The organism is Luminiphilus sp. nBUS_07, assembly GCF_051201685.1.
Classification (GTDB): domain Bacteria; phylum Pseudomonadota; class Gammaproteobacteria; order Pseudomonadales; family Halieaceae; genus Luminiphilus.
Map to the genome: position 1 here is coordinate 320,916 of NZ_CP179213.1, position 22,014 is coordinate 342,929.

Consider the following 22,014-nt stretch of genomic DNA (forward strand, 5'->3'; position numbering starts at 1 on the left):
AAATGCGCGGTGGCCTACTCTTGTTTGCTATCTGCCGCGAGAATTCTGCAGCTGATTTTCGAGTCGCTTCCAGAGGGGCGAATCTCTTAATTGCAGAGCCCAAAGCAGCACGGGTCCTAGAGTCGGCATCAGTAAAACGCTGAACTGATAGCTCACGGCAATCACTGGCGAAGGAGGGACCCAGTCGGTTGCAAGAAACGGCTGACCAATTACCAGCATTAGGTCTTTTGCGGTCATCGCCGCCAATCCCAGAGCCATCGCAGCCCACAGTAAAAACAAACCCCAGGCGAAGGTATTGAAGGGATTGGCGATGCGCGAGCCCCAAAGTAGCGCCGCATAAAAAGGTAAACCGTAGGATACTAGTCGGGTGTTGAGGCGGAACGCGAGGCCTTCCTCACCGGATATCGCCATTCGGATAATGCCATCGACCTCAGTAAATTTGGTCACGACTAGTAGGGCGCCAGGCTCGAAGATCGTGGTCTCAATGACATTGGGTAGCCAAAACGTTAGTAGGGCATGCGCCAGCCATTTTGCTGGTGTCGCTAGGAGTGGCTCAGCGGCCATCCAAATACCAAAGGTTATGCCCAGGAGCAGAAGTGTGGTGAGGATCTGCTGGCGAAACGCGATATCATGCATGTTCGGGTAATGGTTCGGATCTGGAAAGCCAGCGTAGGTACAAGGCAAAGACAAGCAGTACATCGAGCATGATGAGCACTGGCCAGAGATATAAATGGGTCCACTCAAAGATGTCGAAGTTCCACTGTCCTAGATAAAACAAGCTCACAATGCGCAATATATTTAGCAACTGAATCGCTATAAAACCCAGCGTAATTGCTGCAGTGCGTTGGCGCCAGGTAGCAGGAAAAGCCAGAACGCCGGCAATGAGTACAATCGAGGCTTCCACGCCGTTGCAGCCCGCCTCAATGGAAACGGCGAAGCCTGACACGGAGTCGCGTAAAACCCGTCCGCTGCTGATCACGCTGTCGTCGAATGGAAGTACGACTGAGGCGGCTATCCATGCCAAAAAAGCCGTAAAAGGCTGGATGACAGCTGCCTGTACGGGGTTTAGCAGCTCAACGGTAAAAAGCACCATTAAACAGGTAGTAAAAACAAGCAGAAACTTGCCCATGGAGCACTCTCACTATAGGAGGCATTAGTTTAGCAATGAAAGGCGGTAAAACGGGATTTAATAAACCATCGCTCTATCACCGTTAAAAACACAAGGGCGTATTGTTAGCCTAAATGCTATGGGTTTTTACTGCTGTAATAGATTGGGCTAAGCCATTATTTATTCAGGGAACGGGCCTCACGGGCCTTGTAAACGACCACAATTTTTCTTGGCCCTTTAGGTCGGTCATTTACCTACTCCAATTTAATAGCCACGAATTAGTTTCCCGTAGCGGGGGTTTCCTTGTCAATTGGCGTACCGCGCCTAACAGCATTTGTGGTGTTTAACAGCAGATCAAAGGTAGTCGACGCAGGTCCTGAATCAAAATCAGAGCCGCCGCCCGTGCCATTTTCGCCGTCGCCGCCCCCTGTTTCAGTGGCCGCACCAAGCACCAGATTGTCATATAGCATTCCTGAATTTTCAGAGCGGAATGACACGGTGGTAAAGCCAAACTGCAATATTTTACCGACCATGGACTCATCAATAGTGAAAGAAATAGTCTGTTCTCCCACATCAGATGTCTGTAGGAAAGCATATTCCAAATCATAAGACGTAGAAAAAATCTTCACGAAGCCATTAACCTTGTTCCCCACTAATTCGGGGGGCTCAACGTTGTAGGAAAACGTGTAATCGCCGACGTTACCCACTGCAACGTTGAGTTGCCTGTATACGTTGGCTTCCAGACAATTAAGATCAAAAAGTCCCCAAGCTGAGCCATCATAATCATTGTAGACATTGAGGACCTTAGAGTCGGCACCATCTGCAATAACCGCAACCCCAGTCCCTAGCGCTGAGTATTCATAACCGTATATATATGTCTCACAGTCCTGCTCAAAAACGTTGATGTAGGCAAGCCAATCATTCAGTAAAAAAAACTGCTCTCCCTCCCAGTCCTGAGAATACTCGATCGGCGCTGTGGGCTGCGCATACTGCGCGTACGCAGGCGAGTAAATGCAACAAGTGAGAAGAGAAAGAATCGCTAATAGGTTGAATCGTGCCATGGGTTGACCTTATGAGTTTTATGTGACGTGTTGCTGCGCGGACTTCAAATCGAAAGGACATTCTAGCGCTATGCTCAGGAGGAGGCGAGGCCCAGGTGAGATGAGTTGGTTCTTATCTGGGACGAATTGTCGGTTTACAGCGTTCACCTTTCGCTGGAGAGTTAATTTTGCGCGCGAGACACTAGGGCGACTGCAGCGGAGTTTTTTACAAATCTCAGTTTGTTTAATATGAATACTGTTCGTAACTTAGCAGGACTCGAAGTTAGACCGTTGAGGGTGGTAGCTGTTGATACTGCGTTGCGACGTTGCTGTAAGCGGCGTTGGGCGACCCCCGACATGACGTAATGACTGCAACAGCTGAGGGCGGCTTTAAGCCTACTTGTCTTGTACAGGGCCCTAACCGTCGTGTTTTGCTTTCAAGGGTGGCAGCTCTATGGGATAAAGCCGCCCCTAAACTCACCGCCAGACCGTGGACGCTGCACATGACCCGCCATCTCTCCCGCATTTTTCAATGCTTTTCCATGCTGTCTGCAGGCGCCTTGTTGGCTGCTTGTGGAGGCGGCAGCGCCGATTCTCCCGTCATCGAGCCGTTTTACCCCGAGGCCTCCGCCGAGTGGCAGTTGGTTTGGAGTGACGAGTTTGATGGTAGTGCCTTGGAAGCGGGCAACTGGGAAGTGCAAACAGGCGATGGTAGTCAGTACGGGCTAACCCGTTGGGGCAACGACGAACTGCAGTGGTACACCCCTGACAATCTCGTGGTGGAGGACGGCATCCTTCGAGTCGAAGCGCGATCAGAGCTGGCGCAGGCGGGCTTCCCCTATACCTCGGGTCGAATCAGAAGTTTGGGCAAACTCGATTTCCAGTACGGCCGCGTAGAAGCGCGTATTCGCTCCGCGTCAGGTAAAGGCCTTTGGTCAGCCTTTTGGATGCTGCCCAGCGATGACCGTTTTGGAGGGTGGGCCTCTGGTGGCGAAATTGACATTATGGAAGTCGTCAACGCGGGCACTGCGGAAGAAAACTATTACGCGTCACTACACCACGGTTTTGCCTGGCCACTAAACCAAACGACCACCGAGAGTATTGGTATTGCCGACCCAGCGGGTGACTTCCACATTTATTCTATCGAATGGACCGCAGATTACATTCGTTGGTTTGTCAACGGTCGCAACTTTATGACCGTAGATGCCGAGCACTGGTACTCCTACTACTACGCTGGAGAGCAAGCAGGTTATGAGGCAGGTGAGGGAACAGCGCCTTTTGACAGGCCGTTTCATTTGTTGATTAACCTCGCTGTCGGTGGAAACTTACCTGGGAAGGTCAATCCCGGTGCAGTTCCATCAGCCATGGAAGTCGATTACGTGCGGGTTTATGAATGTGCTTATGGACAGGCATCGGGCGCGGGATGTAACAGCGAAGCCGACCGTACGGTCGAGTCTCCCGGCGCACAGGCGCCGTTCATGGCATCTTTCCCGCTCTACACCGATGGCCCAGATGCGCTGTCTTGGGTAATCGGCGCAGACACACTCACTCGTGAGCTCGTGATCGAGGCCTCGGATGACGCTGGGGCACCTCAGTTTAGCGAGGTCGAGGTCGAAGGCCGTGGCGCTGTAATAGAGGTAACGTCCTCGGGGCAGGGCAATGTATCGATTGCGCCCGCCGACGGTGACGACGTAGCGCTGTTCGGTTTCGGGAATAACCCCTTGTACTACCAAGAGCATGCTGGGGAGGTTAAGTTCGATCTTTATATCGACTCAGCAGCCACAGACCTGAGTGGGGCACTGCGAGTAAAAATGGAAAGCGGCTTCCCCGCCCTAGGCTTTAAAGATTTCCAAATGGCAGCGTTGCCCACTGACCAGTGGTTCACGCTGAGCGTTAAAATGAATGACTTGTTAGAAAACGGCGGGCGTCGGCGTTTAGATACCACCCAGTTGACCAAGCTACTTGTTCTTGAGCCTACTACCAATGCGCGACTCATGGTGGACAATGTAGAGCTGGCTTGTGGCCACCCCAGCCGCAAAGGTTGCGGTATACGCCCCCCGGGCGGCGACGTTGACGGATCGCTGGTTCCTGTACTGACATCCGAGGGAGCGGTAGGCCCGCTGTGGGATCGTGGTATTTGCGGTTACGACACCCTTGTCAATGGCGACTACTGCGGCGATGGCAATACCACCAACCTAGTTAACTGGACGCTGACCGATTCGGGCGACCCCGAAATTGGCACTTCACTCATGGTCAATTATGCCAACAGCGGCGCCGATGGCTTGATGTTCTTTGGCTCAGCCGGCGGTGTCGATCTCAGCGATTTCGTTAAGGGTGGCAAGGTTATCTTTGATCTACGCTTGCCTGCGGCCACCGTCGCCTCGGGTATGGTCTACAAGGTGGACTGTTTCTACCCTTGCGGAACGGGTGACCAGCAAATTGATTTGTCAGATTACGAGGCCGACACCTGGCAAACCTTCGAAGTGCCTGTGGCACAGCTGGTGGGTTCTGGCCTCGATGTGACTTCAGTCAACGCAGGTCTTGTCTTATTCCCCACCTGGGGTGACCAGCAGGGTCTGTCCTTCGAAGTGGCCAACATACGCTACGAAGCCGAAGGTTCGGGTGAACCCGAGATACCCTCGGCGGTTGTATTTGCTGACGGCGTCGTTGATGGGCGTTGGGAAGACGGAATTGCCGCCTTTGACGAAGCCATTGACTATGGCGAGTGTGTGAACGACGGGGGCGCAGCTTGCCCAAGCGTAAATTGGGAAATCGTCGAGGCCGAAGATCGTGGTGACGTGTTGCAGGTGAGCCATGGTGCCGACTTTGCAGGCTTATTTTTCAAAACGTCCTTCGGCGCTGACATGACCGATTACGCCGAGGGTGGCTTGCGATTCGATATTCGAGTGCTCGATGCCGGCACTAATACCAGTGGCTTTGTGATGAAGGTTGATTGCTTCTTCCCCTGCACCTCTGGGGATCAGGCTTTGGGTGTTATAGGTGTTGAGGGGTGGCAAACGGTTCAGGTATCGGTAGCGCAGCTCGTTGCAGGCGGCTTGGATTTGTTTCAGGTAAACACTGGCCTAGTGATCTTCCCTGCCTTTGGTGAAACCGACGGTGTGGTTTATCAAATTGACAACATTGAGTGGCGTGCCGATGACACGCCCCCCGTGCAGGCGCAAGAGCAGTTAGTATTTGCCGAAGGTGTTGCCGACCCGCTGTGGGATAGAGGCATTGCCGGTTTTGATGAGGCGATTTCTTACAACAGCTGTGTCGGTGCAGGTGGTGCAGGGTGCCCCAATTTGGCATGGGAGCTGGTCGATGATGAAGACCTCGACCGCGGTGAGGTACTAGAGATTACCCATGGCCCGCAGTTTGCGGGACTGTTCTTCGAGTCATCACAGGGCCGCGATCTGTCTAGCTTTGCTCCGGGCTTTTTGGCCTTTGACATCAAGGTGGTCCAAGAGGGCGAAAATTATGGTGGCTTCGTGATGAAGGCCGACTGCTTCTTCCCATGTTCTTCGGGAGACCAGGAGATCGGCAATGTTGGCCTCGACGGTTGGGAAACGGTGAAAGTGCCCGTTGCGCAGCTCGCTGCAGGCGGCTTGAACCTGACCCGGGTCAATACGGGACTCACCATTTTCCCAGTGTTTGGGGAAACCGAGGGTGTCGTTTATCGGTTAGATAATGTGCGTTGGGTGGTGGAGTAATAATAGCCCATAAGGTGGACACACTTTTTGCGCTTATCAACTGCTGATGAGCGCTAACGACACACAATCAAGAACGCGCCCTTTCAGTCGCGTTTTTTGGTGACCCGTTATGAATTCTCTGCGATATAACGCCTAACAAACGTATGATGATCGGGCATTTTTTGTAACTTCTTTGCGATAGTGGTGCTGATGTTGCCTAAATAGCCCCTGAGCTGCTGGCTGCTCATGGCATCGGCAATATTGTGATAGCCCTTAGGTTTTAGGCCCTGCCCCAGCATAACCTGCACCCAAGAATTTTCTGAGAACACATCGTCCTGTGGCTTAAAAACTCGGCCGCTGTTTTCAAACAGCGCCATGCGTTGGGCCAATGAGTCGGGAATGGGCATGGTTCTTAAATAATCCCAAAACGGCTCGCCGTGCCGAGCATTGAGGCGGTAATGCAGCACAATAAAGTCGCGGATGTGCTCTGCTTCGCTACGAAGCCTTTGGTTGTATTCCTTCACCAGAGCGTCGTCGATACCCTGCTCGGGAAACATGAGTAACAACCACATAATGGCGTTTTGGATAAAGTGGATGCTGGTGGACTCCATGGGCTCTATAAACCCGCTTGAGAGCCCGATGGCAATGCAGTTGCGGTGCCAGTACTGCTTTCGCTGCCCCGTAGTAAAGCGAATGAGCCGCGGGTCTGCCACGGCTCCTTCGCTAACATTCTGCTGCAGTACCGACAGGGCCTCATCGTCTGAGTAGCTATCGGTGCTGTAGACTAAACCATTCCCCGCTCGATGCTGCAGGGGGATTCGCCACTGCCAACCGCCACTGTGGGCAATGGCACGGGTGTAAGGTAAGGGGGCGCCATCGAGTTCGCTGGGCATGGCCCAAGCGCGGTTACACGGTAGCCAATGGCTCCAATCGTCAAAGCCCGTTTCTAGCGCGCCCTCTGACAACAATGCCCTGAAACCCGTGCAGTCGATAAAAAGGTCGCCCTCGACAAACTGGCCGCTGGCCATTTCGAGCTGCTCGATATTGCCCGATTCGGCATTCAGTTTGACGTGAGCAATTTTTCCTTCAATGCGTTGCACGCCAGCTGCTTCAGCGCGTTTACGCAGGTATTGTCCATAACGCGTCGCATCGAGATGGTAGGCGTAGTTAACGTTGGTGTCTTTAGATAGGCCAAATTTCCCGGCCTCAGCGGCCTTTAGCTCGAGGCAGTAATCCCCATAGTCACCGGCGATCCCTTCACTTTGCCCGCGCAGCCAAAAATGCTGAAAGCCCCCGGCCCAGCAGCCTTTCCCGGTGTCCCCAAAGGAATGGATGTAGCGATCCCCCGGGCGGGTCCAGTTTTCAAATTGGATTCCCAACTTGAAAGTCCCCGAGGTCTCGCGAATAAATTCAGGCTCCGGTATTTTTAGCAGCCGGTTAATAGTGAGTAAGGTGGGTATCGTCGCCTCACCCACGCCGACGGTGCCGATGTCATCAGATTCAACGAGCACGATCGTCAGCGGACGTGCCACCAAATGGGATAGCGCCGCAGCCGTCATCCAGCCAGCTGTGCCCCCTCCTGCAATCACCACCCGAGTTATACCTTGCTCGGCCATTGTTCTTGTCCTGTGAATCAGCGTTTCAGTTTGTTGATGAGATCAGCGCGCAGACGGCGCGCCGCTTCAGAAGTCAGCGGCGCCATGCGCCCCCGAGCGTTTACTGGCATATGGTCGAGGTTATCTTCGTCCTCGTTGAAAACATACGCATCGAACAGCGCCTTCCAAGCCCGGCGCTGGGCATCGGGCAGTTGCTTTATCGAAAGCAGCGCGTGATTGAAAGCATCCATGGGTGCCCCAAAGACCGTTGGGGTCTCTGACCACCAATAATTAATCAATCCGTTTATGGCCGACAGAGATTCCACCTGATGCCACCACATACCGGGAAGGTAAATGGCGTCCCCGGGGTTCAACTCGGCCACCTGTGCCTGCGCCCAAGCTTCAGAGAAGCGTGGAAACTGATCAAGGTCTGGTTTGTGCATATCGACCAGACTGATCGGCTGCCCCGCGGGGGTGAGATCCCAGGGACCCACATAAAGATTTTCGACTTGATCAGGGGGGAACACGGTAAATCGGCGTTGACCCATGACACAGCAGGCCAGGTTGCGAGGATAGTCGAAATGCGCGGCAATGCGGCTTCGGTTGCCCACCCAAAGGCTGGCGAGGGGTTGGGCGTTGGGGATCGGAATATTATTCGCGGCTCGGAAGCCCGGTAGCGCCTGATCAACATTGGTTGATCCCACATAGAGGGTTGGCGCTTGCACCTCCGCTTTTAGGGCCAATAACTTACTGAATACAGCCTCTAGCGTGGTGTCCAGCTGAATAAAGTTAAAGCCATCTAAAGCGTCGTTGTAAAAGAGCCGACCGTCATGCTCGGTCTCAGCAAGAAATGCTGAGGTTTTTTTGTGAGCGCTAAACGACGCGATATAGCTCAGCGCCTCATCATCCCTCGCGCTGCTTTGGACTAAAGGCCAATTGGCGACTAGACCCCGTGCCACCCAAGGCTCGTCGGCGCGCAGCCATGCTTCATCAAGGGGCTGTCCGTTGTGGAAATCAATTTCCCTGATGGGAGGGGGAAGTGTGAGTGCGGTTGCCACGGCTGACTAAATCCCGCCGGTTTTTCTGCGAATCAGCGACTGCAATTGGGACTGAGAGGCGAACATTAAAAACGTGGCTGCCAAAAGCCCTTGCTCCGACAGACGCTGCAGTCCGGTATTGTCGAGGGCAAGTAAGGCTTCATCATTAATCATATAAAAGCCAGCCAGCTGGTGCTTGGCACCGGTATCCAGCGTAATTTCTAGGTCGCAGGAAGTAATCAAATCTAAAGACACTAGCGTCTGGCTGAGGGTGTCGGCTAAGGCGTGTCCTTCATGAATGGCTTCCATGATGGCAGTCAGTCGATCGAGGTAGTCCGAGTAGCCGCCGTGCTCGGAAAAGAGTGGTTCGCCCTCTGTCGTGCTGACTTTGGCATGGGCCATATCCACGGCAACAACGGGTGTGGGCTTATCACCGCCGTCTTTACTTTCGAAGCCGATCATCAGTGGGCCCCGTTGCATCATGAGGGGTATATAGGGGGCATCCCAGTTGCCGTCCTGAAGGAATAGGTTTTCACCCTCCTCAAAGCCCAGCAGCGCAATGGGGTGCAAATCGCCCGATTGAGCATCTTTAAAGAACAACAGCGGATAGCAGCTTTGCAATCCTCTGAATTCGTTGGGATAAACCGGTACGAACATCACGTTGTCGCCGTAGTCGGCGCCAAACTCCCGAATGACTCGGAGCTGGGCATGCTGCACGTTGTTGAGTTTCTCGATGGAGGACATAAGCTTGACCGTTGTGTCAGAGCGCCGCAAAGTCGCGGTGCAGTAGGTCCGATAATAACCTGCGATTACTCGGAAGGTGTTGGCTCATGCGCTGGGCCTGCTGCTGCACGTCTTGAAAGAGTTGTAGGCTTTGGTTGCGCTGTTGGTCTAATCGTTTGCGGGGTACTTGCGCTTGATGGGTCTGAAAGCCCATGCCCATTAATACGTATTGGTAGCTTGCCGAGGGAAATAGCTCGTCGGTGCGCTGGTCTTCACCATGCCATGGGATCTCGGCTTGCCACAGCATCAGTTTTTCTTGCAAAGCTTGAGGGATGCTCTCTGCTGTGCGGTGATCCTGCCAGTAGCTGGAGTCCTCTCGCTTCGAGAGCACGTAGTGTAGCTTTAGAAATTCGACGATGTGCTCCCATCGCGCGGTGAACTCGCGATTATAGCGAGCTGCCTGCACGGACATCGCCGCTCGATTGCTGGGGAATCGGTCGGCAATGGCTCTTGCCCCAAGTTCTACTAAAACCAGAGCAGAGGCCTCTAAGGGTTCTACAAACCCTGCTGCCAGCCCAATAGCGACACAGTTTTTGTGCCAAAACGTCTCTCTATAGCCGGGTTGAAAGGCTAGCAGCCGTGGTGCCTTCCACGATGTTCCCGCCGCGGAGTCTGGCGCTTGTAGACGCAAGTAGTCCTCAAGGGTTCGCTCTGCAGTAGCCTCATCAGTGTGGGTACTGGAAAAAACGTAACCGACACCACGGCGTTCTCGCAATCCAATGTCCCAAATCCAGCCGGCGCGCTGTGCGCTGGCCCAGGTCGTGGATTTAATCCTGTCATCAGATGACGGGTAGGCGAGCTGGGTTGCCAGTGCTCGATCATTGAACAAAATCGAATCCACCCCGGTCAGGGGAATGTCGTAGTGTTTGCCCAGAAGTAGGGCGCTGAAACCACTGCAGTCAATGAACAGATCCCCAGAGACTGTGGTATCCGCGGAGGTTTGCAGGCTCTCAATGTAGCCTTGGGCATCGCAAGCAACCTGACTGACGTGTGCCACGGTGTGAGTGACACCTAGAGCTTCCACTGCGTGTTCGGACAGCATAGCGGCAAAGGCCCCTGCATCGAGGTGATATCCGTAGTTCAAAGCATAGGCATAGTCGGGAATACCCAGCTGTTTAGCGGTTCCTGACTCATCGCAGATTCTGCACTGTGGGGTCACGCTGTGGGCAAAGGATTGCTCGGGGTTTTCTGCTTCCAGCCAGACCTCGGCGAGATTGGCTTCACTGTAACCAGCGGGGGTTGAGAAAGGGTGGTAGTAACTCTCACCGTTGCCGTGGAGCCAGTTGCGAAAGTAGGTGCCTTGTTTGAGCGACCCTTGGCAGCGGCGAAGAAACTCTGCTTCGTTAATACCGATCTTTTTTAGCGTAGACCGCATTGATGGCCACGTGCCTTCTCCGACGCCAATCGCGGGGGTGTCGGGGGATTCAATAAGCGTGATGGAAAAGTCGTCTGATAATTGAAACTCCGCCGCCAACACGCAGGCCGTGAGCCAGCCAGCGGTGCCGCCGCCAACAATCACAATCTGTTTAACGGTTTGCGGTGTGTTTGGGTCGTTACTCAGCATACAGAGCGGTATTCCGTCGGTTTGCGTCGGGGAGTCCGTAGTCTAGAGGTTAATAGTCGGAATAAAAACTTACTGGCCATCACCCCAGATGGGGGTGTGGCCTTGTTTGCTCACCTGTTAATGAGGGGCGCTAGTAGGTGTAGCGGAAGCCTAGGTTGTAACGTGCCCCAAGCTGACCCACGCTGTAAATCTGCAGGGGATCCCGGCCATGAGACCTGAATGTCTCGTTGGTGAGGTTTATGCCTTCAACAAAAACGGTCAGCCCGTCGGTAACTGAGTAACTAGCACTGGCATCCCACTGCTCGTACTCCTCGGTATAGGCAGGCTTCGTTACGCCTCCGATAAAGTAGCTGTCGCGCCAGTTGTAAGCCGCTCTCGCCTCAAAGCCAAAGCCTTCGTAGTAAAGGATAAAGTTACGGGTGTCCGACAGTCCCGGAAGTGCAAACTGCGGCGCGTCGGAACTGTTATCGAAGGTGGCACTACCGCTGGCCAAGGTCATATTGGCGATAAAACCAAAGCCGGTATCCCACAGGCTGTGTTGCCATGCGATTTCCCAGCCGTCGATCTTAGCTTCCTCCGCCGAGTTGATGCGAGTATCAACATCAAAATAAGCGGGGTCATCACGGCCCGGAACCCCGGTAATCACCTGATTGACGGCATCAACCCCGGGTTCGTTGGGGTACTTGGTGAAAATGTAGTCGCGGATGTCACCGTTTGAGGCTGCCACACCGAGCGCGTTAATAGCATCTGCGTAAAGTGGCCCCAGTGCGGGGTGAGCCAGCTCTGGGTAGAGCACGACGTCCTGCTGCTCTGCCGAAGTCACAAAGTTCACGACCGATTTATCGAAATAACCCACGGAGACATAGCTGACGTCGCTGTAATACCACTCCAGTGAGAAGTCCCAGTTGTCTGACTCGTGGGGCATCAGACCGGGATTTCCGATCGAGCCATCGGCGGTGTGCTCACCCTCGACAACACGAAGCACGGTTCCAATCGACAAATTACCGCGCAAATCCGCGTAGCTGGGTCGAGATATGGTTTGGCTGTAGGACGCGCGGAAAATGACGTCGTCGATCACTTCAATATCAAAATCGACGTTGGGGAGAAGTACGTCGTAGTCGCCGCTCAGTGATGTCGTAATGTTGCCCTCAGCGGGCACTGCTGAGAATTCGTTGGTAGAGGCCCAATCAATGCTGACATAGTTCTGAGACTCGGCACTCGATGTCACTTCAGTCTCTTCGTAGCGCAGTCCTGCCCTAAAATTAAACGGTCGGTCGAAAAGATCTCCCGCGTAGCCAATCTGAAAGTAGGCGGAATAGCTCTCCTCACGGAATTGGTTACCAAAACCTGGGTCGCTATCGGCACAAAAACCGGTTCCGCAATCGCCGCCGGCCACTGCAGTGGCGAGATACATGGGGTCGGTATCGGCAAGCGCCTGTAATTCTTCGGCCCTTGCTGCGACTTCTTCCATGTTAAAGACGAAGAAGTTGTTGGTCACACTATCGCCGCCTGACAGCTCGTCGTACATGCCGGCTAGAGAGGCCGGTATAACAAGGTCTGAGACCGATCCGTAAGCCGAGGCTTGGTTTTGGCCCCAGGTATTGCGCTGTACAATACTGCCAGCCTCAAAGTTGTCGATATCGGTGTAGGCGAGACCGAAATCCAGCATAAGAGTTTCAGTGAGATCGAAGACGCCAGAAAATTGCGCCTGCTCGATGTTCATTTCAGCCCAGCTGTTGCCAAACACGCTTCCGGTGATCTGCATGTCGTCCGGTGATAACGGGTCAGCCAGCCCGATTTGAGTAATCGGTATTTCATTGGAGTAATCGACTGTCGCAGATTGTCGGCCAAAGGCCGCCATCGAGAGGTTAGCGGAGCTGCCAAAGGCACTGTTGGGCTCACGCTCGGCGGTGGAGTCGTGATAATCGAGCATCACGCTTAGCCGGTCTGTGAGATCCCACTCCAGATTAAGACCCAGTGACGCTCGACTATTCTTCGAGGCGTCGACGCCGGCGCCCATGGGAGAGTCGGGTTGGTTGTTGTCTTCAGAGTAAACCAGTGGTGAGACAATGCCGTCGCCCATCCACGTGCCCGATTGTCCTGTTGGGCTAAACCAAACTGACATGTTGTTATAACGGTGGTCTAATTCCAGCTCGGCTACGGTGTAATCTAGGGTTGCCGTGAGGCTATCTATGGGACGCCACTGCAGGGTGAGCTGGCCATTGATCCGGGTTCGCTCCCACTCGTCGAGCTGATAAATTTGCTGTTGTGGCAGGCCAACGAGATCCCCCGCTCCGGGAATGTTGTCGTGCTGGCCGTTATCTGGAATACCGCTGCCGTCTCGCTCAAGCCATTCGGTGTTGCTGGCTGAGGATTGCCCATTGTGGCGCTCCTGAAATGTGCCGGTAAGTGCAATACCCACGGTATCGTCGAAGAACGTTTGCGATGCAAACGCTGAAATTTCAGGGGTGTAGTCGTCCCCGGTTCGCGTTGACTGGTCGTACATGGCCGAGGCACTGATCGAGGCATTTAGGCCGGGTCGGTCCAATGGCCGGGCAGTTTTGATGTTGATGGTGGCGCCAATGCCGCCGGTAGACACATTGGCACGGGAAGTTTTATAAATTTCGACGCCTGATACTGACTCAGCAGCAATATCAGCAAAGTCGAATGAGCGACCCAAGCCGCTGTGGGTCGGCATCTGCCGGCTGTTGAGCGTCACCAAGTTAAAATCGGCGCCAAAACCCCGGACGGTGACCGTTGAGCCCTCTCCTCGCTGGCGGTCAATGGCTACGCCCGTGACCCTTTGCAGAGCTTCTGCGAGGTTGGTGTCCGGAAAGTCGCCAATGTCTTCTGCGGTAATCGCGTCAACAACGCCCGATGAGTAGCGTTTCAGGTCCTGAGCACGCTGTAGGCTTGAGCGGATACCGGTAACAACCACTTCTTCAATGACCGGGCTATCCAATGCTAGATCGGTTTGACCGCTGGCTGCGGAGGCGAGCAGGCCGGTCAGGGCAAAAGATACGGCTTTGGTAACCGGTTTGGTGTTGAAAGGTATTGATCGCATGGGTTTTACACGTATCTATCGAATGCTACAGTTTACTCAACACTGACGTGAAGGTGGTACTGAACGACGGGGCATACGACAAGCAGGGTCAGTCTTGCGGCAAGTGGGATACCGACGCTGGACGCATCGCGCACTGACAGCGCCGAGTGTGACGGCGGGTTGGGTGAGGTTATTGGCAAAGAACCCTTTTGGGCGTGGTGCTAGTGGGACTACCGATTTCTCCCGGCGCCTAGCGATCGATCGCCCGATTTGTAAGGCCAGATGCCTGTAGAGGCTGCCTTGGAGTTTGGACAGTATGCGACAAGCTGTACTGGACCTTGATTGGCATGCGTATTTGCATTATGCAACGTCTAATAAAACTTTATATGCAAATACTATAAAAATATGCCATCATGTTTCCGGCGTCGTGTCCGGTTTGTTGGATGCGCATTGCCAAACGGCACACAGGTCGTGTTGTTTTATTTTTTTAAAAAGAGCGCTTTTGCCGTCCACCTAACGGGACGGCTTTTTTTTGTCTATCTTTTCTGTGAGCGGCGTGACCTTTGGTACTAGGCGGGCTTTGGGCTGGCTCGTAATGGGATTGGTTTGCGGGTTGGAGTATCATGCTCGCCGGGCGTCCCGCCCGGGCAGCGTTACAAGCCATTTTTTGGTCTCAGAGATTCGGCGCCACGACTTCAGCCGGGCTGGAATCCAATTGATGCAGGCCAACAACGTGGCTGTAATAATTTATGAGAGCGACTTGAGCGAGAGCGTTTAGCTTTTCGGGTGTAACAACAGCGGGTTAAATCTTTGAAACGGGTTATAGGGCTACTACTGCCCTTTATGATTTGCGGTTTTGTTGGTCCTTTGCATGCCCAGCAAATTACCTTGCCGGTGATTAGCTACGGTGAGCTGGGCGACACCTGGGATGGTGGTATTGCCGCGTTTGACGCAGCCAATACTGATTACGGAAGTTGTATTGGCGATTTCGGCGCGGGCTGCCCTAATGTTAGCTGGCGTTGGTCTCAAGGAGACAATGCTTACGAAGTCCTTGAGCTAGAATACCCCGGTACCGGCATGCTTGCGGGGGTGTATTTCAAGGCGTCCTCACCACAGGATCTCAGAAGTTTTTCTGGAGGAACCATTGAGTTTGATGCCTGGGCTTCAGAGCCGGGCACGGCGCTTACGTTAAAAGTGGACTGCGTATACCCCTGCACCTCTGGGGATTGGCAGATACCCGGGACGATTGGCCCCTCATGGCAACGTGTCTCAATTGCTGTCGACGATTTGGTAGACCGAGGTTTAGATTTAAGTCGAATTGATACTGGCTTGGTAATTTGGCCCTCCGCCTTGGGGGCAGTCATTATTAAGCTCGACAATTTGGTCTGGCAGACCACTGCTGATCCCTCTGCGACACCGGATGGCACCGATGATCAAACAGCGCAAACTGGCACGGGTGGTTCCACGCTGCTACTTGACAACTTATCAGGACAGGCAAACCTGTCGCCAACAAGTTACCCGGGTTATCAACTCGCATGGTCTGATGAATTTAGTGCGTCTTCTCTCGATACATCCGTATGGAATTTTGACCTTGGTGGCGGTGGCTGGGGCAACAATGAGTTGCAGTATTACCAGCAAGACAACGTGGCTATCGATCGGGGGCATTTAGTCATTACCGCGAGAAGAGAGGCCAAGGGTGGTCGCAGCTATACCTCCTCCCGAGTAAAGACAGAAGGGACCATGGAATTTGGGTTTGGCCGGATTGATATCCGTGCCGCGCTGCCTCGAGGCCAAGGTATTTGGCCGGCTCTCTGGGCTCTTGGCGCCGATTTTCAGCAGGTCGGCTGGCCCTATTGTGGTGAGTTAGACATCATGGAAATGATTGGCGGTGGGGGTCGAGAAAATACCGTTCATGGCACGCTGCATTGGAACGTTGGCGGCATCGGTGCGCCCTATGTACCTGCTTACCAAGGCGGCCAATTTCAGCAGGCGGGCGATGACTTTGGTGCTGGATTCAATGTCTTCAGTATGATCCGCGAGCATGACCGGGTGCAGTGGTTGGTTAACGACGAGCTCTATCACGAGCAGTATTTGCCGGACTCGCAAGACTTTAAGCCTTTTGATAACCCCTTCTTTCTTGTTTTTAATGTTGCTGTGGGCGGTAACTGGCCCGGCTCACCGGACGGATCTACCCAGTTTCCACAACGCTTGGTGGTCGATTATGTCCGGGTATTCGCGGCGAGTTATGCGAATGAAGACTCAGACGGAGACGGTGTCCCAGACTCTGACGACGCTTTTCCAGTCGATCCCTATGAGTCTTTAGATACCGATGGCGATGGTGTGGGTAACAACGCCGACAACGATGACGATGGCGACGGCGTGTCAGACTCTGAAGATGCTTTTTCCTTGAACGCTAGTGAGTCGTTGGATACCGATGGCGATGGCGTGGGTAACAACGCCGATGACGATGACGATGGCGACGGCTATGGCGATATCGAAGACCTTTTCCCCTTAGACCCTACGGAGTGGCTTGACTCAGACGGGGATGGTATTGGTGACAATTCGGATCAGGTGGTGTCGTCCACCTTTAATCTGCTGTTGATGACCATCACTGCTGGGCGGGGAGGGGCTGCTATTGATAAGGGAGCACCGGCTACGCAAACCAGTAAGAACGATGGCGCGAGTCAAAATATCCAATAGCCAGATTGGCGGATAGAGATAGGGTGAAGAGTGGGGTGGCTGCATAGGAGCCTCCCCGGTTGCACTCTGAAGCACATCGCCAGCCATGTCATAAACGGCGCGTCATTGAAAGCTCGAACCTCTGAACATGCCGGGTTATACCCGTTATCAAAAAAGCCAACAGACCGATCCCAATTCCTTTCTTACTCGGGTTCTTTTAGAAAAAGAGACCTCTAGGGGTGGTCCGGATATCCTCAAGGGATACTCATTCTATGACCATCGGCCTATGAGGTTGGTTTAAGCTTTTGTTAGAGTCATGTCCCGATTCACGCATCGGTAAGGTCTCTCGTGATGCGTTCGCCCATTGGGCTCAACCAAACTGAATTTAGTTTTTCAAGCCGAAGGCGTCCCCATTAATTTGTAGGGTGTGCCTACCATTTGGTGGGTGCGCAATGACAGCCCGACCTTGATATCGATGCGTAATCGAACTACAAGGGTGATTTGGTTTAGCCGCGCCAGATGTCTGGTACCTCAAAGAATTAAGGATTTCAATGAACGCGTCGACGCTACAGCAACAATTCGATCGCGAAGGTTATATCGTTCTCGATGGCTTTTTTGACGACAAGCAGATGGAGCCTATTGATCGTCTGATTCGCGCACACTTTGGCGAGACTCCGGCGTTTCAACACAGCGATGAGTTTTTGAGCAAGTCCCAAACAGACGTCATACCGTGGTTTCCCCAGCAGCACGGCGTGTCCGATTTTGATGCGATTGAGAGCGACGAAAATTTTCGGGGGTTGAGCGAAGCGATCCTTGGCGAGGGATGGTATGAACAATCATGCATGGTCATGTTTTCTGGACGAGGTTCCTCTGGACAGGCTTGGCATCAGGATTGTCCTCCGGAAGACCCACAGCAATTTAATTTGAACCGATTGGTGTATACCAGTGACATTAAAGCCGAAAGTGGTGGTCAGGTTGTTGTGGTGCCAGGCTCCCATAAAATGGGTTTGCTTCCCGCTGGAGACCCCTTAGGACAACTACAAGGTCAGGTCGTGCTCCAACCCAGAAAGGGCACCCTCTTATTGCTGCATGGCCATACTTGGCATCGGGTGTTACCCGTGACAGCAACAACTCGAGTCTCTACTAATTTCAGGGCGGCATCGGCTACCACCCCTCAAGGTATCACCGATATTTGTGTTTATCGCAATATGCGCTATCAGTTTTCGACATCGAACGTTATTGAAGAGAGAACCGCTTAGGTATGCCTAATTGCACTTTTCTTCGGTTGCTCATGAAGACCTTGGTGAGCGCTACAGATTGAGTGATTTAGCGGTGCGCCCTCAATCAGAAAGCTTTTGGTCCGTTATTCCTGGTGCGCTCGCAGTAGCTGCGGCCTACAACGTCGGTTTATGGGGTTTGTACCTACAGCCGCAAATGCTTTCTCCTTTGATGGCAAAATTTGGTGCCGCGGAAACCGACATAGGTGTGGTCTACGGCGCAGAAAATTTCGCCTATTTCATTGCTTTGTTGTTGACCGCAATTCCAGTCACTCAATACTCCAGAACAAAAATGGCAATACTCGGCGTAGCCATCGCGGCGGTAGGCAGTGTAGCTTGCGCTTTTACCGACAACCTCGGCACTTTTATGGTGTATCGGTGCGTCGTGTCTGTAGGTGGCGGCATTGTCACTGGTGCCGCGACCGCATCAGCGGCAGGATCTAAAGACCCAGTAAGGGTTTTTGCTTTAGCGGGCATGCTCTATCTTTTTGTTTTTTCGGTGGGCAGAAAGCTCGTTCCTGTAGGGCTTGAAAACTTCGGTGAAGCGGGAATTTTTCTTGGCTCTGCTGTGTTTTGTGCAGTGACTATTCCGATCTATGGGTTTCTTAATCCTCCCATCAAAGCGGCGTCCTCTGACGTGCATTTCTGGGCATTAATTCGTAACGCCCCCTACAGGCTTTATGCAATTCTGGCCATGTTGGGCTTGTTTATTTATGAGCTTGGCCAAAATGCAGTGTTCACTTACATGGATAAGTTAGGTGAAAAAACGGGGCTAGCGGGTGATGAGAGGGGCTCGCTGTACTTATTGTCTTTTTCTCTGGAATTGCTAGGCGGTGGCTTAGCCGCATGGATGGGATCACGCTTCGGGAAATTTAGGCCCTTGTTATTCGGCTTAGGGCTGAACATTACCAGCGCAGCAATGTTTACGGTCGTGCAAGATCCGATCTATTACATTTATCTGCTGTTTTTATGGAATTTCTCCTATGCTTTCTCAATGCCCTACATTACGGGAACGCTGTCGGCACTCGATAAAGAGGGTAGGTGGGCTGTGGCTGGTGATGCTATTTGGAATTTCTCTTCAACCCCTGGCCCCATTATCGCAACGGTGATCGTCACTAACTTTGGCTACAACCCTCTGGCGTTGTGGGTCTTCACTTCAGGTGCCCTAGGCATAACCTTGTTTTGTTACACGGGTAGAAAAGCTGACAAGCTGGGTTTGGACGGATAATCTGGCCGGAGCATTGAGAGTTTTTATAGCACCCGATCAACCTAATTTTTTAGAAGCGAACGAGAGTGTCTCTGCCCATGTCTGATCGAAATGACGCCGTTGAAGTGAAACCCCTACCTAGCTATGAAAGCGTGGGCGATGCGCTACCCCTTTGGACCTACGGTAACGAGGAGCTTCTGGAGCTGGAGTATCAGGAGTTCTTTCTGAACAGCTGGCAAATGGTTGGCCACGTCTGTGACTTGCAGCAGCCTGGCGACTTCATCACTTTAGATATGTGGCGCGATAGTGTGATTGTGGTGTGTGGCAAAGATCACGTGATTCGTGCCTTCCTCAATGTTTGTCGTCATCGCGCGATGCGCCTATTGGATGGTCAAGGTAACTGTGGCAATGCCATCCAGTGCCCCTATCATGGTTGGAGCTACACCAATGATGGGTCGTTGCGTGGGGTGACACAGGCTGAAAATTTCCCGGGTCTGGATAAGTCGACTCTTGGGCTCCAAGAGGTTCGATTAAAAATTTACCGAGGTCATGTCTTCGTCAACTTGTGTGGGGGTGGGGCTAGTATTGACGACACTCTCGGGGCGATTAGCGAAGGCATAGATCTCTACGCGCCCGAAACCTACCAGCCACACCGGCAACCTACCTTTGAAGTTTGGGATTGCAACTGGAAGCTGGCTTGGGACAACTACCAAGAGAATTATCACATCCCTATTGGGCATCCTTGTTTACATCGCATGGTGGAGAGCACCGATGAGGGCGTTGAGTTCAGCGGCGGTTTTAATTACGGCTACTTTGCCATGCGTGACAAGCTCTCGAAGGTACCTCAGGAGCGCCGGTATCAGGAACTGATTGCCTGCACCGATCACCGCTTCCCTGAAGGCAAGGGGCGTAAATGGCTGCAATTGGCTCTGGACCCGAATATGGGCATTGAGTACTACCCAGACCTCTTTGCTCTCTTTCAGATTTTTCCTCTCGCCGTTGACAAAACTTTGGTCAAACTCGCTACCTATTCGCCACCGAATTTATCGGCTGAAGAAAAAGAGCTGCAGACCATTAATTTGGCGCTGCTTGACGAGGTGAACGATCAAGACAAGATGCTAGTGGAGCGTATTCAGCGAGGGGTCAACACTACGGGGTATCAACCGGGGCCCCTCGCCCTAGAGGAGTCTTCGGTCTATAGCTTTCACGAGAGGGTGCGCGAACTTATCCCGGTCACGCGGCTCCCTGAGGCACCATTGCGGGGAACGCTTCATCAAACAAACGCAGGACTTAAGTAGCGCAGTCAATCGACTGAGGTTATTTATCGTCAGTTCAAATTAGGGGTAGGGTGCTCGGTCAGTCGGGCGCTAGCGACAAAAGCGGATGTTTGCTTTTGAGTTCATGACAAGTCTGTCCCTGGCTGCAGTACTCTAATCGCCGCCTGCACTATCTGAGTACTTGGAAGTTTTTCTGACGCAGCAAAGCGGTGGGTGACATGACGACAGGCCAGAACAGTTTGTCTGAAGCACGAATGCCGCGTTTTAGGAGCAGTGCCGCCTTCTCTGGGCCGGCTTGCCGATCGAGTTGGGCCATTGCGACCTCAAAAACGGCTTCTTTTCCCGCTGAAAGTAGGGGTGCGCCAGCGGCCCATTTCCCCGCCAGCATGATACAGCCGAGCCCTCCAAATGAAATCAATTGAGGCTTTGGTGACGGCCGATAGCGCTTCATTTTGCTGCCATCGGTGATGGCTTTGAGATTTTGCGCGACGTTCTCGCCCATATCGATGGCATGATAGGCCTGCTTAGCTAAAGAGCTAGGCAAGTCGGCGGAGTCACCTGCAATAAATACGTCATCTGCGTGCAGGCTGTGCAGATAATCGTCAACCGGTGCCCAGCTTGCAGGTTTGGCGAGTCCCGACTGACTCAGCAGTGGTGCCGGCGCGGGTCCTCCGGTCCATATAGTGAGGTCACTACTCAGCGACTCCCCCGAGCCCAGCAGCACTGATTTTTGCCGGATACGTTGCGCGGTTTCATTGCACCGAAATTCCACTGGGTAGGACTCACACAAGCCCCTTATATAGTTATCAAGCCCCTTGGGGCTATTTGGAAGCAGCTGTCTCTGAGCCTCCAGCAAGGTGATTTTGAGGTTGCCTGGTGTGCCTTGACGCAGTATTTCTCCCAGTGCCTCCACGCCGGTTATGCCAGCACCAATAATGGTCACGCGGGGTGCTTTGGCGGTTGCTTTTAATGTGCGGAGTCGGTCGCTAATGGCATCGCATTGCGCCGCAGATTTGAAGGAAAAAGCATGGGCGTCAACGCCCGTGACGCCGTAATTGGCGTCGACTGCGCCAAGGGCCACTACAAGAAAGTCATATCGCAAGGTTGTGCCATCGTCGAGGTCTACCCGTTTGCTCTCTGGGGCGATGGATTGGACCGACGCCTGCGTAAAACGATGCCCCATCGCGGTCATCTGATCAGCCAGATTTAAGCGGACATCCCTGGGCCGTTTGACGCCCGAAAGAATCTCGTGAATGTTGGGCAGAAATTCAAAGTGTGGTTTTTGATCTACTAGGCAAACGTCAAAACTATGGTCAGACAGCTGGCCTGCGCAACTGATGCCTGCGAAGCCGCCACCGAGAATCAGTACGCTTGGGCGAGATTTGGATTTCTGCACGGGTTTGAGTCTCATGGGGCTGCTGATAGGGAGTGGGCTGTTTTGTTGCTGGGTCGTAAGCCCGCCAACGCCAAAGCAACAGTTTAGCAGCCTTCACTGAGCCGTTGTGAGTGCTTACTGTAAGGGCAGGTTTCAGTACATTACCCTCGAACCCTCGAACCCTCGAACCCTCGAACCCTCGAACCCTCGAACCCTCGAACCCTCGAACCCTCGAACCCTCGAACCCTCGAAAAAGTCTGAGTAGCAAAAACTCCTTTTGCATCTTTCTCTCCTCGGATACCATTTAAAGACAAGTTAAATTTATGTTGTACCGTTTAAA

At 53.1% G+C, this 22,014-nt stretch carries 14 protein-coding genes; 5 read left to right on the forward strand and 9 right to left on the reverse strand.

What is annotated here, in order from left to right; genetic code table 11:
• Window positions 1–27: 27 nt before the first annotated feature.
• From ACMAZB_RS01485 to ACMAZB_RS01495, 3 genes are all read right to left on the reverse strand, one after another.
• Complete coding sequence (locus ACMAZB_RS01485) at window positions 28–636, reverse strand: exosortase H-associated membrane protein (protein WP_435218969.1); 609 nt, start codon at window positions 634–636, stop codon at window positions 28–30.
• Window positions 629–1,129: an exosortase H gene (gene xrtH / locus ACMAZB_RS01490; protein WP_435218971.1), complete on the reverse strand. Its 501-nt coding sequence runs from the start codon at window positions 1,127–1,129 to the stop codon at window positions 629–631. The genes ACMAZB_RS01485 and xrtH overlap by 8 nt, the downstream gene beginning before the upstream one ends.
• A gap of 257 nt (window positions 1,130–1,386) precedes the next feature.
• Complete coding sequence (locus ACMAZB_RS01495; protein WP_435218973.1) at window positions 1,387–2,169, reverse strand: hypothetical protein; 783 nt, start codon at window positions 2,167–2,169, stop codon at window positions 1,387–1,389.
• Between the two features lie 482 nt (window positions 2,170–2,651).
• On the opposite strand from ACMAZB_RS01495, the gene ACMAZB_RS01500 reads away from it, so the two are divergent.
• Window positions 2,652–5,858, forward strand: a complete 3,207-nt coding sequence (locus ACMAZB_RS01500) for a putative glycoside hydrolase (RefSeq protein WP_435218975.1) — start codon at window positions 2,652–2,654, stop codon at window positions 5,856–5,858.
• 107 nt (window positions 5,859–5,965) lie between these two features.
• Here the strand turns inward: ACMAZB_RS01500 and ACMAZB_RS01505 are convergent, their stop codons facing one another.
• The 5 genes from ACMAZB_RS01505 to ACMAZB_RS01525 all read right to left on the reverse strand — a co-directional run bounded on the left by ACMAZB_RS01505 (window position 5,966) and on the right by ACMAZB_RS01525 (window position 13,880).
• A complete protein-coding gene (locus tag ACMAZB_RS01505) occupies window positions 5,966–7,453 on the reverse strand; it encodes a tryptophan halogenase family protein (protein ID WP_435218977.1) in 1,488 nt (495 codons plus the stop codon).
• Window positions 7,454–7,470: 17 nt separating this feature from the next.
• The gene (locus ACMAZB_RS01510) at window positions 7,471–8,490 is read right to left on the reverse strand and encodes a cupin-like domain-containing protein (protein ID WP_435218979.1); all 1,020 of its coding nucleotides are present in this window, start codon (window positions 8,488–8,490) and stop codon (window positions 7,471–7,473) included.
• A 6-nt stretch (window positions 8,491–8,496) separates the two neighbouring features.
• The gene (locus ACMAZB_RS01515) at window positions 8,497–9,213 is read right to left on the reverse strand and encodes a SapC family protein (RefSeq protein ID WP_435218981.1); all 717 of its coding nucleotides are present in this window, start codon (window positions 9,211–9,213) and stop codon (window positions 8,497–8,499) included.
• 16 nt (window positions 9,214–9,229) lie between these two features.
• On the reverse strand, window positions 9,230–10,816 hold the full coding sequence (locus ACMAZB_RS01520) for a tryptophan halogenase family protein (RefSeq protein ID WP_435218983.1): 1,587 nt from the start codon (window positions 10,814–10,816) through the stop codon (window positions 9,230–9,232).
• A gap of 130 nt (window positions 10,817–10,946) precedes the next feature.
• Window positions 10,947–13,880, reverse strand: coding sequence for a TonB-dependent receptor (locus ACMAZB_RS01525; protein WP_435218985.1), 2,934 nt, complete (start codon window positions 13,878–13,880; stop codon window positions 10,947–10,949).
• Between the two features lie 789 nt (window positions 13,881–14,669).
• On the opposite strand from ACMAZB_RS01525, the gene ACMAZB_RS01530 reads away from it, so the two are divergent.
• The 4 genes from ACMAZB_RS01530 (at window position 14,670) to ACMAZB_RS01545 (ending at window position 20,320) form a co-directional block, all read left to right on the forward strand.
• Window positions 14,670–16,559 (forward strand): family 16 glycosylhydrolase, encoded by a 1,890-nt coding sequence (locus ACMAZB_RS01530; protein WP_435218987.1) that lies wholly within the window; start codon window positions 14,670–14,672, stop codon window positions 16,557–16,559.
• Window positions 16,560–17,089: 530 nt separating this feature from the next.
• The gene (locus ACMAZB_RS01535) at window positions 17,090–17,797 is read left to right on the forward strand and encodes a phytanoyl-CoA dioxygenase family protein (RefSeq protein ID WP_435218989.1); all 708 of its coding nucleotides are present in this window, start codon (window positions 17,090–17,092) and stop codon (window positions 17,795–17,797) included.
• A 10-nt stretch (window positions 17,798–17,807) separates the two neighbouring features.
• Window positions 17,808–19,043 (forward strand): MFS transporter, encoded by a 1,236-nt coding sequence (locus ACMAZB_RS01540; protein ID WP_435218990.1) that lies wholly within the window; start codon window positions 17,808–17,810, stop codon window positions 19,041–19,043.
• A 77-nt stretch (window positions 19,044–19,120) separates the two neighbouring features.
• The gene (locus ACMAZB_RS01545; protein ID WP_435218991.1) at window positions 19,121–20,320 is read left to right on the forward strand and encodes an aromatic ring-hydroxylating oxygenase subunit alpha; all 1,200 of its coding nucleotides are present in this window, start codon (window positions 19,121–19,123) and stop codon (window positions 20,318–20,320) included.
• Between the two features lie 148 nt (window positions 20,321–20,468).
• Here ACMAZB_RS01545 and ACMAZB_RS01550 read toward each other — a convergent pair whose 3' ends face one another.
• A complete protein-coding gene (locus tag ACMAZB_RS01550) occupies window positions 20,469–21,695 on the reverse strand; it encodes an NAD(P)/FAD-dependent oxidoreductase (protein ID WP_435218993.1) in 1,227 nt (408 codons plus the stop codon).
• Between the last annotated feature and the right edge of the window lie 319 nt (window positions 21,696–22,014).

Coding starts and splice junctions, on each gene's coding strand:
- ACMAZB_RS01500 (WP_435218975.1), top strand. CDS start 2,652: ATGACCCGCCATCTCTCCCGCATTTTTCAATGCTTTTCCATGCTGTCT.
- ACMAZB_RS01525 (WP_435218985.1), bottom strand. CDS start 13,880: ATGCGATCAATACCTTTCAACACCAAACCGGTTACCAAAGCCGTATCT.
- ACMAZB_RS01535 (WP_435218989.1), top strand. CDS start 17,090: ATGAACGCGTCGACGCTACAGCAACAATTCGATCGCGAAGGTTATATC.
- ACMAZB_RS01545 (WP_435218991.1), top strand. CDS start 19,121: ATGTCTGATCGAAATGACGCCGTTGAAGTGAAACCCCTACCTAGCTAT.
- ACMAZB_RS01485 (WP_435218969.1), bottom strand. CDS start 636: ATGCATGATATCGCGTTTCGCCAGCAGATCCTCACCACACTTCTGCTC.
- ACMAZB_RS01520 (WP_435218983.1), bottom strand. CDS start 10,816: ATGCTGAGTAACGACCCAAACACACCGCAAACCGTTAAACAGATTGTG.
- xrtH (WP_435218971.1), bottom strand. CDS start 1,129: ATGGGCAAGTTTCTGCTTGTTTTTACTACCTGTTTAATGGTGCTTTTT.
- ACMAZB_RS01505 (WP_435218977.1), bottom strand. CDS start 7,453: ATGGCCGAGCAAGGTATAACTCGGGTGGTGATTGCAGGAGGGGGCACA.
- ACMAZB_RS01495 (WP_435218973.1), bottom strand. CDS start 2,169: ATGGCACGATTCAACCTATTAGCGATTCTTTCTCTTCTCACTTGTTGC.
- ACMAZB_RS01515 (WP_435218981.1), bottom strand. CDS start 9,213: ATGTCCTCCATCGAGAAACTCAACAACGTGCAGCATGCCCAGCTCCGA.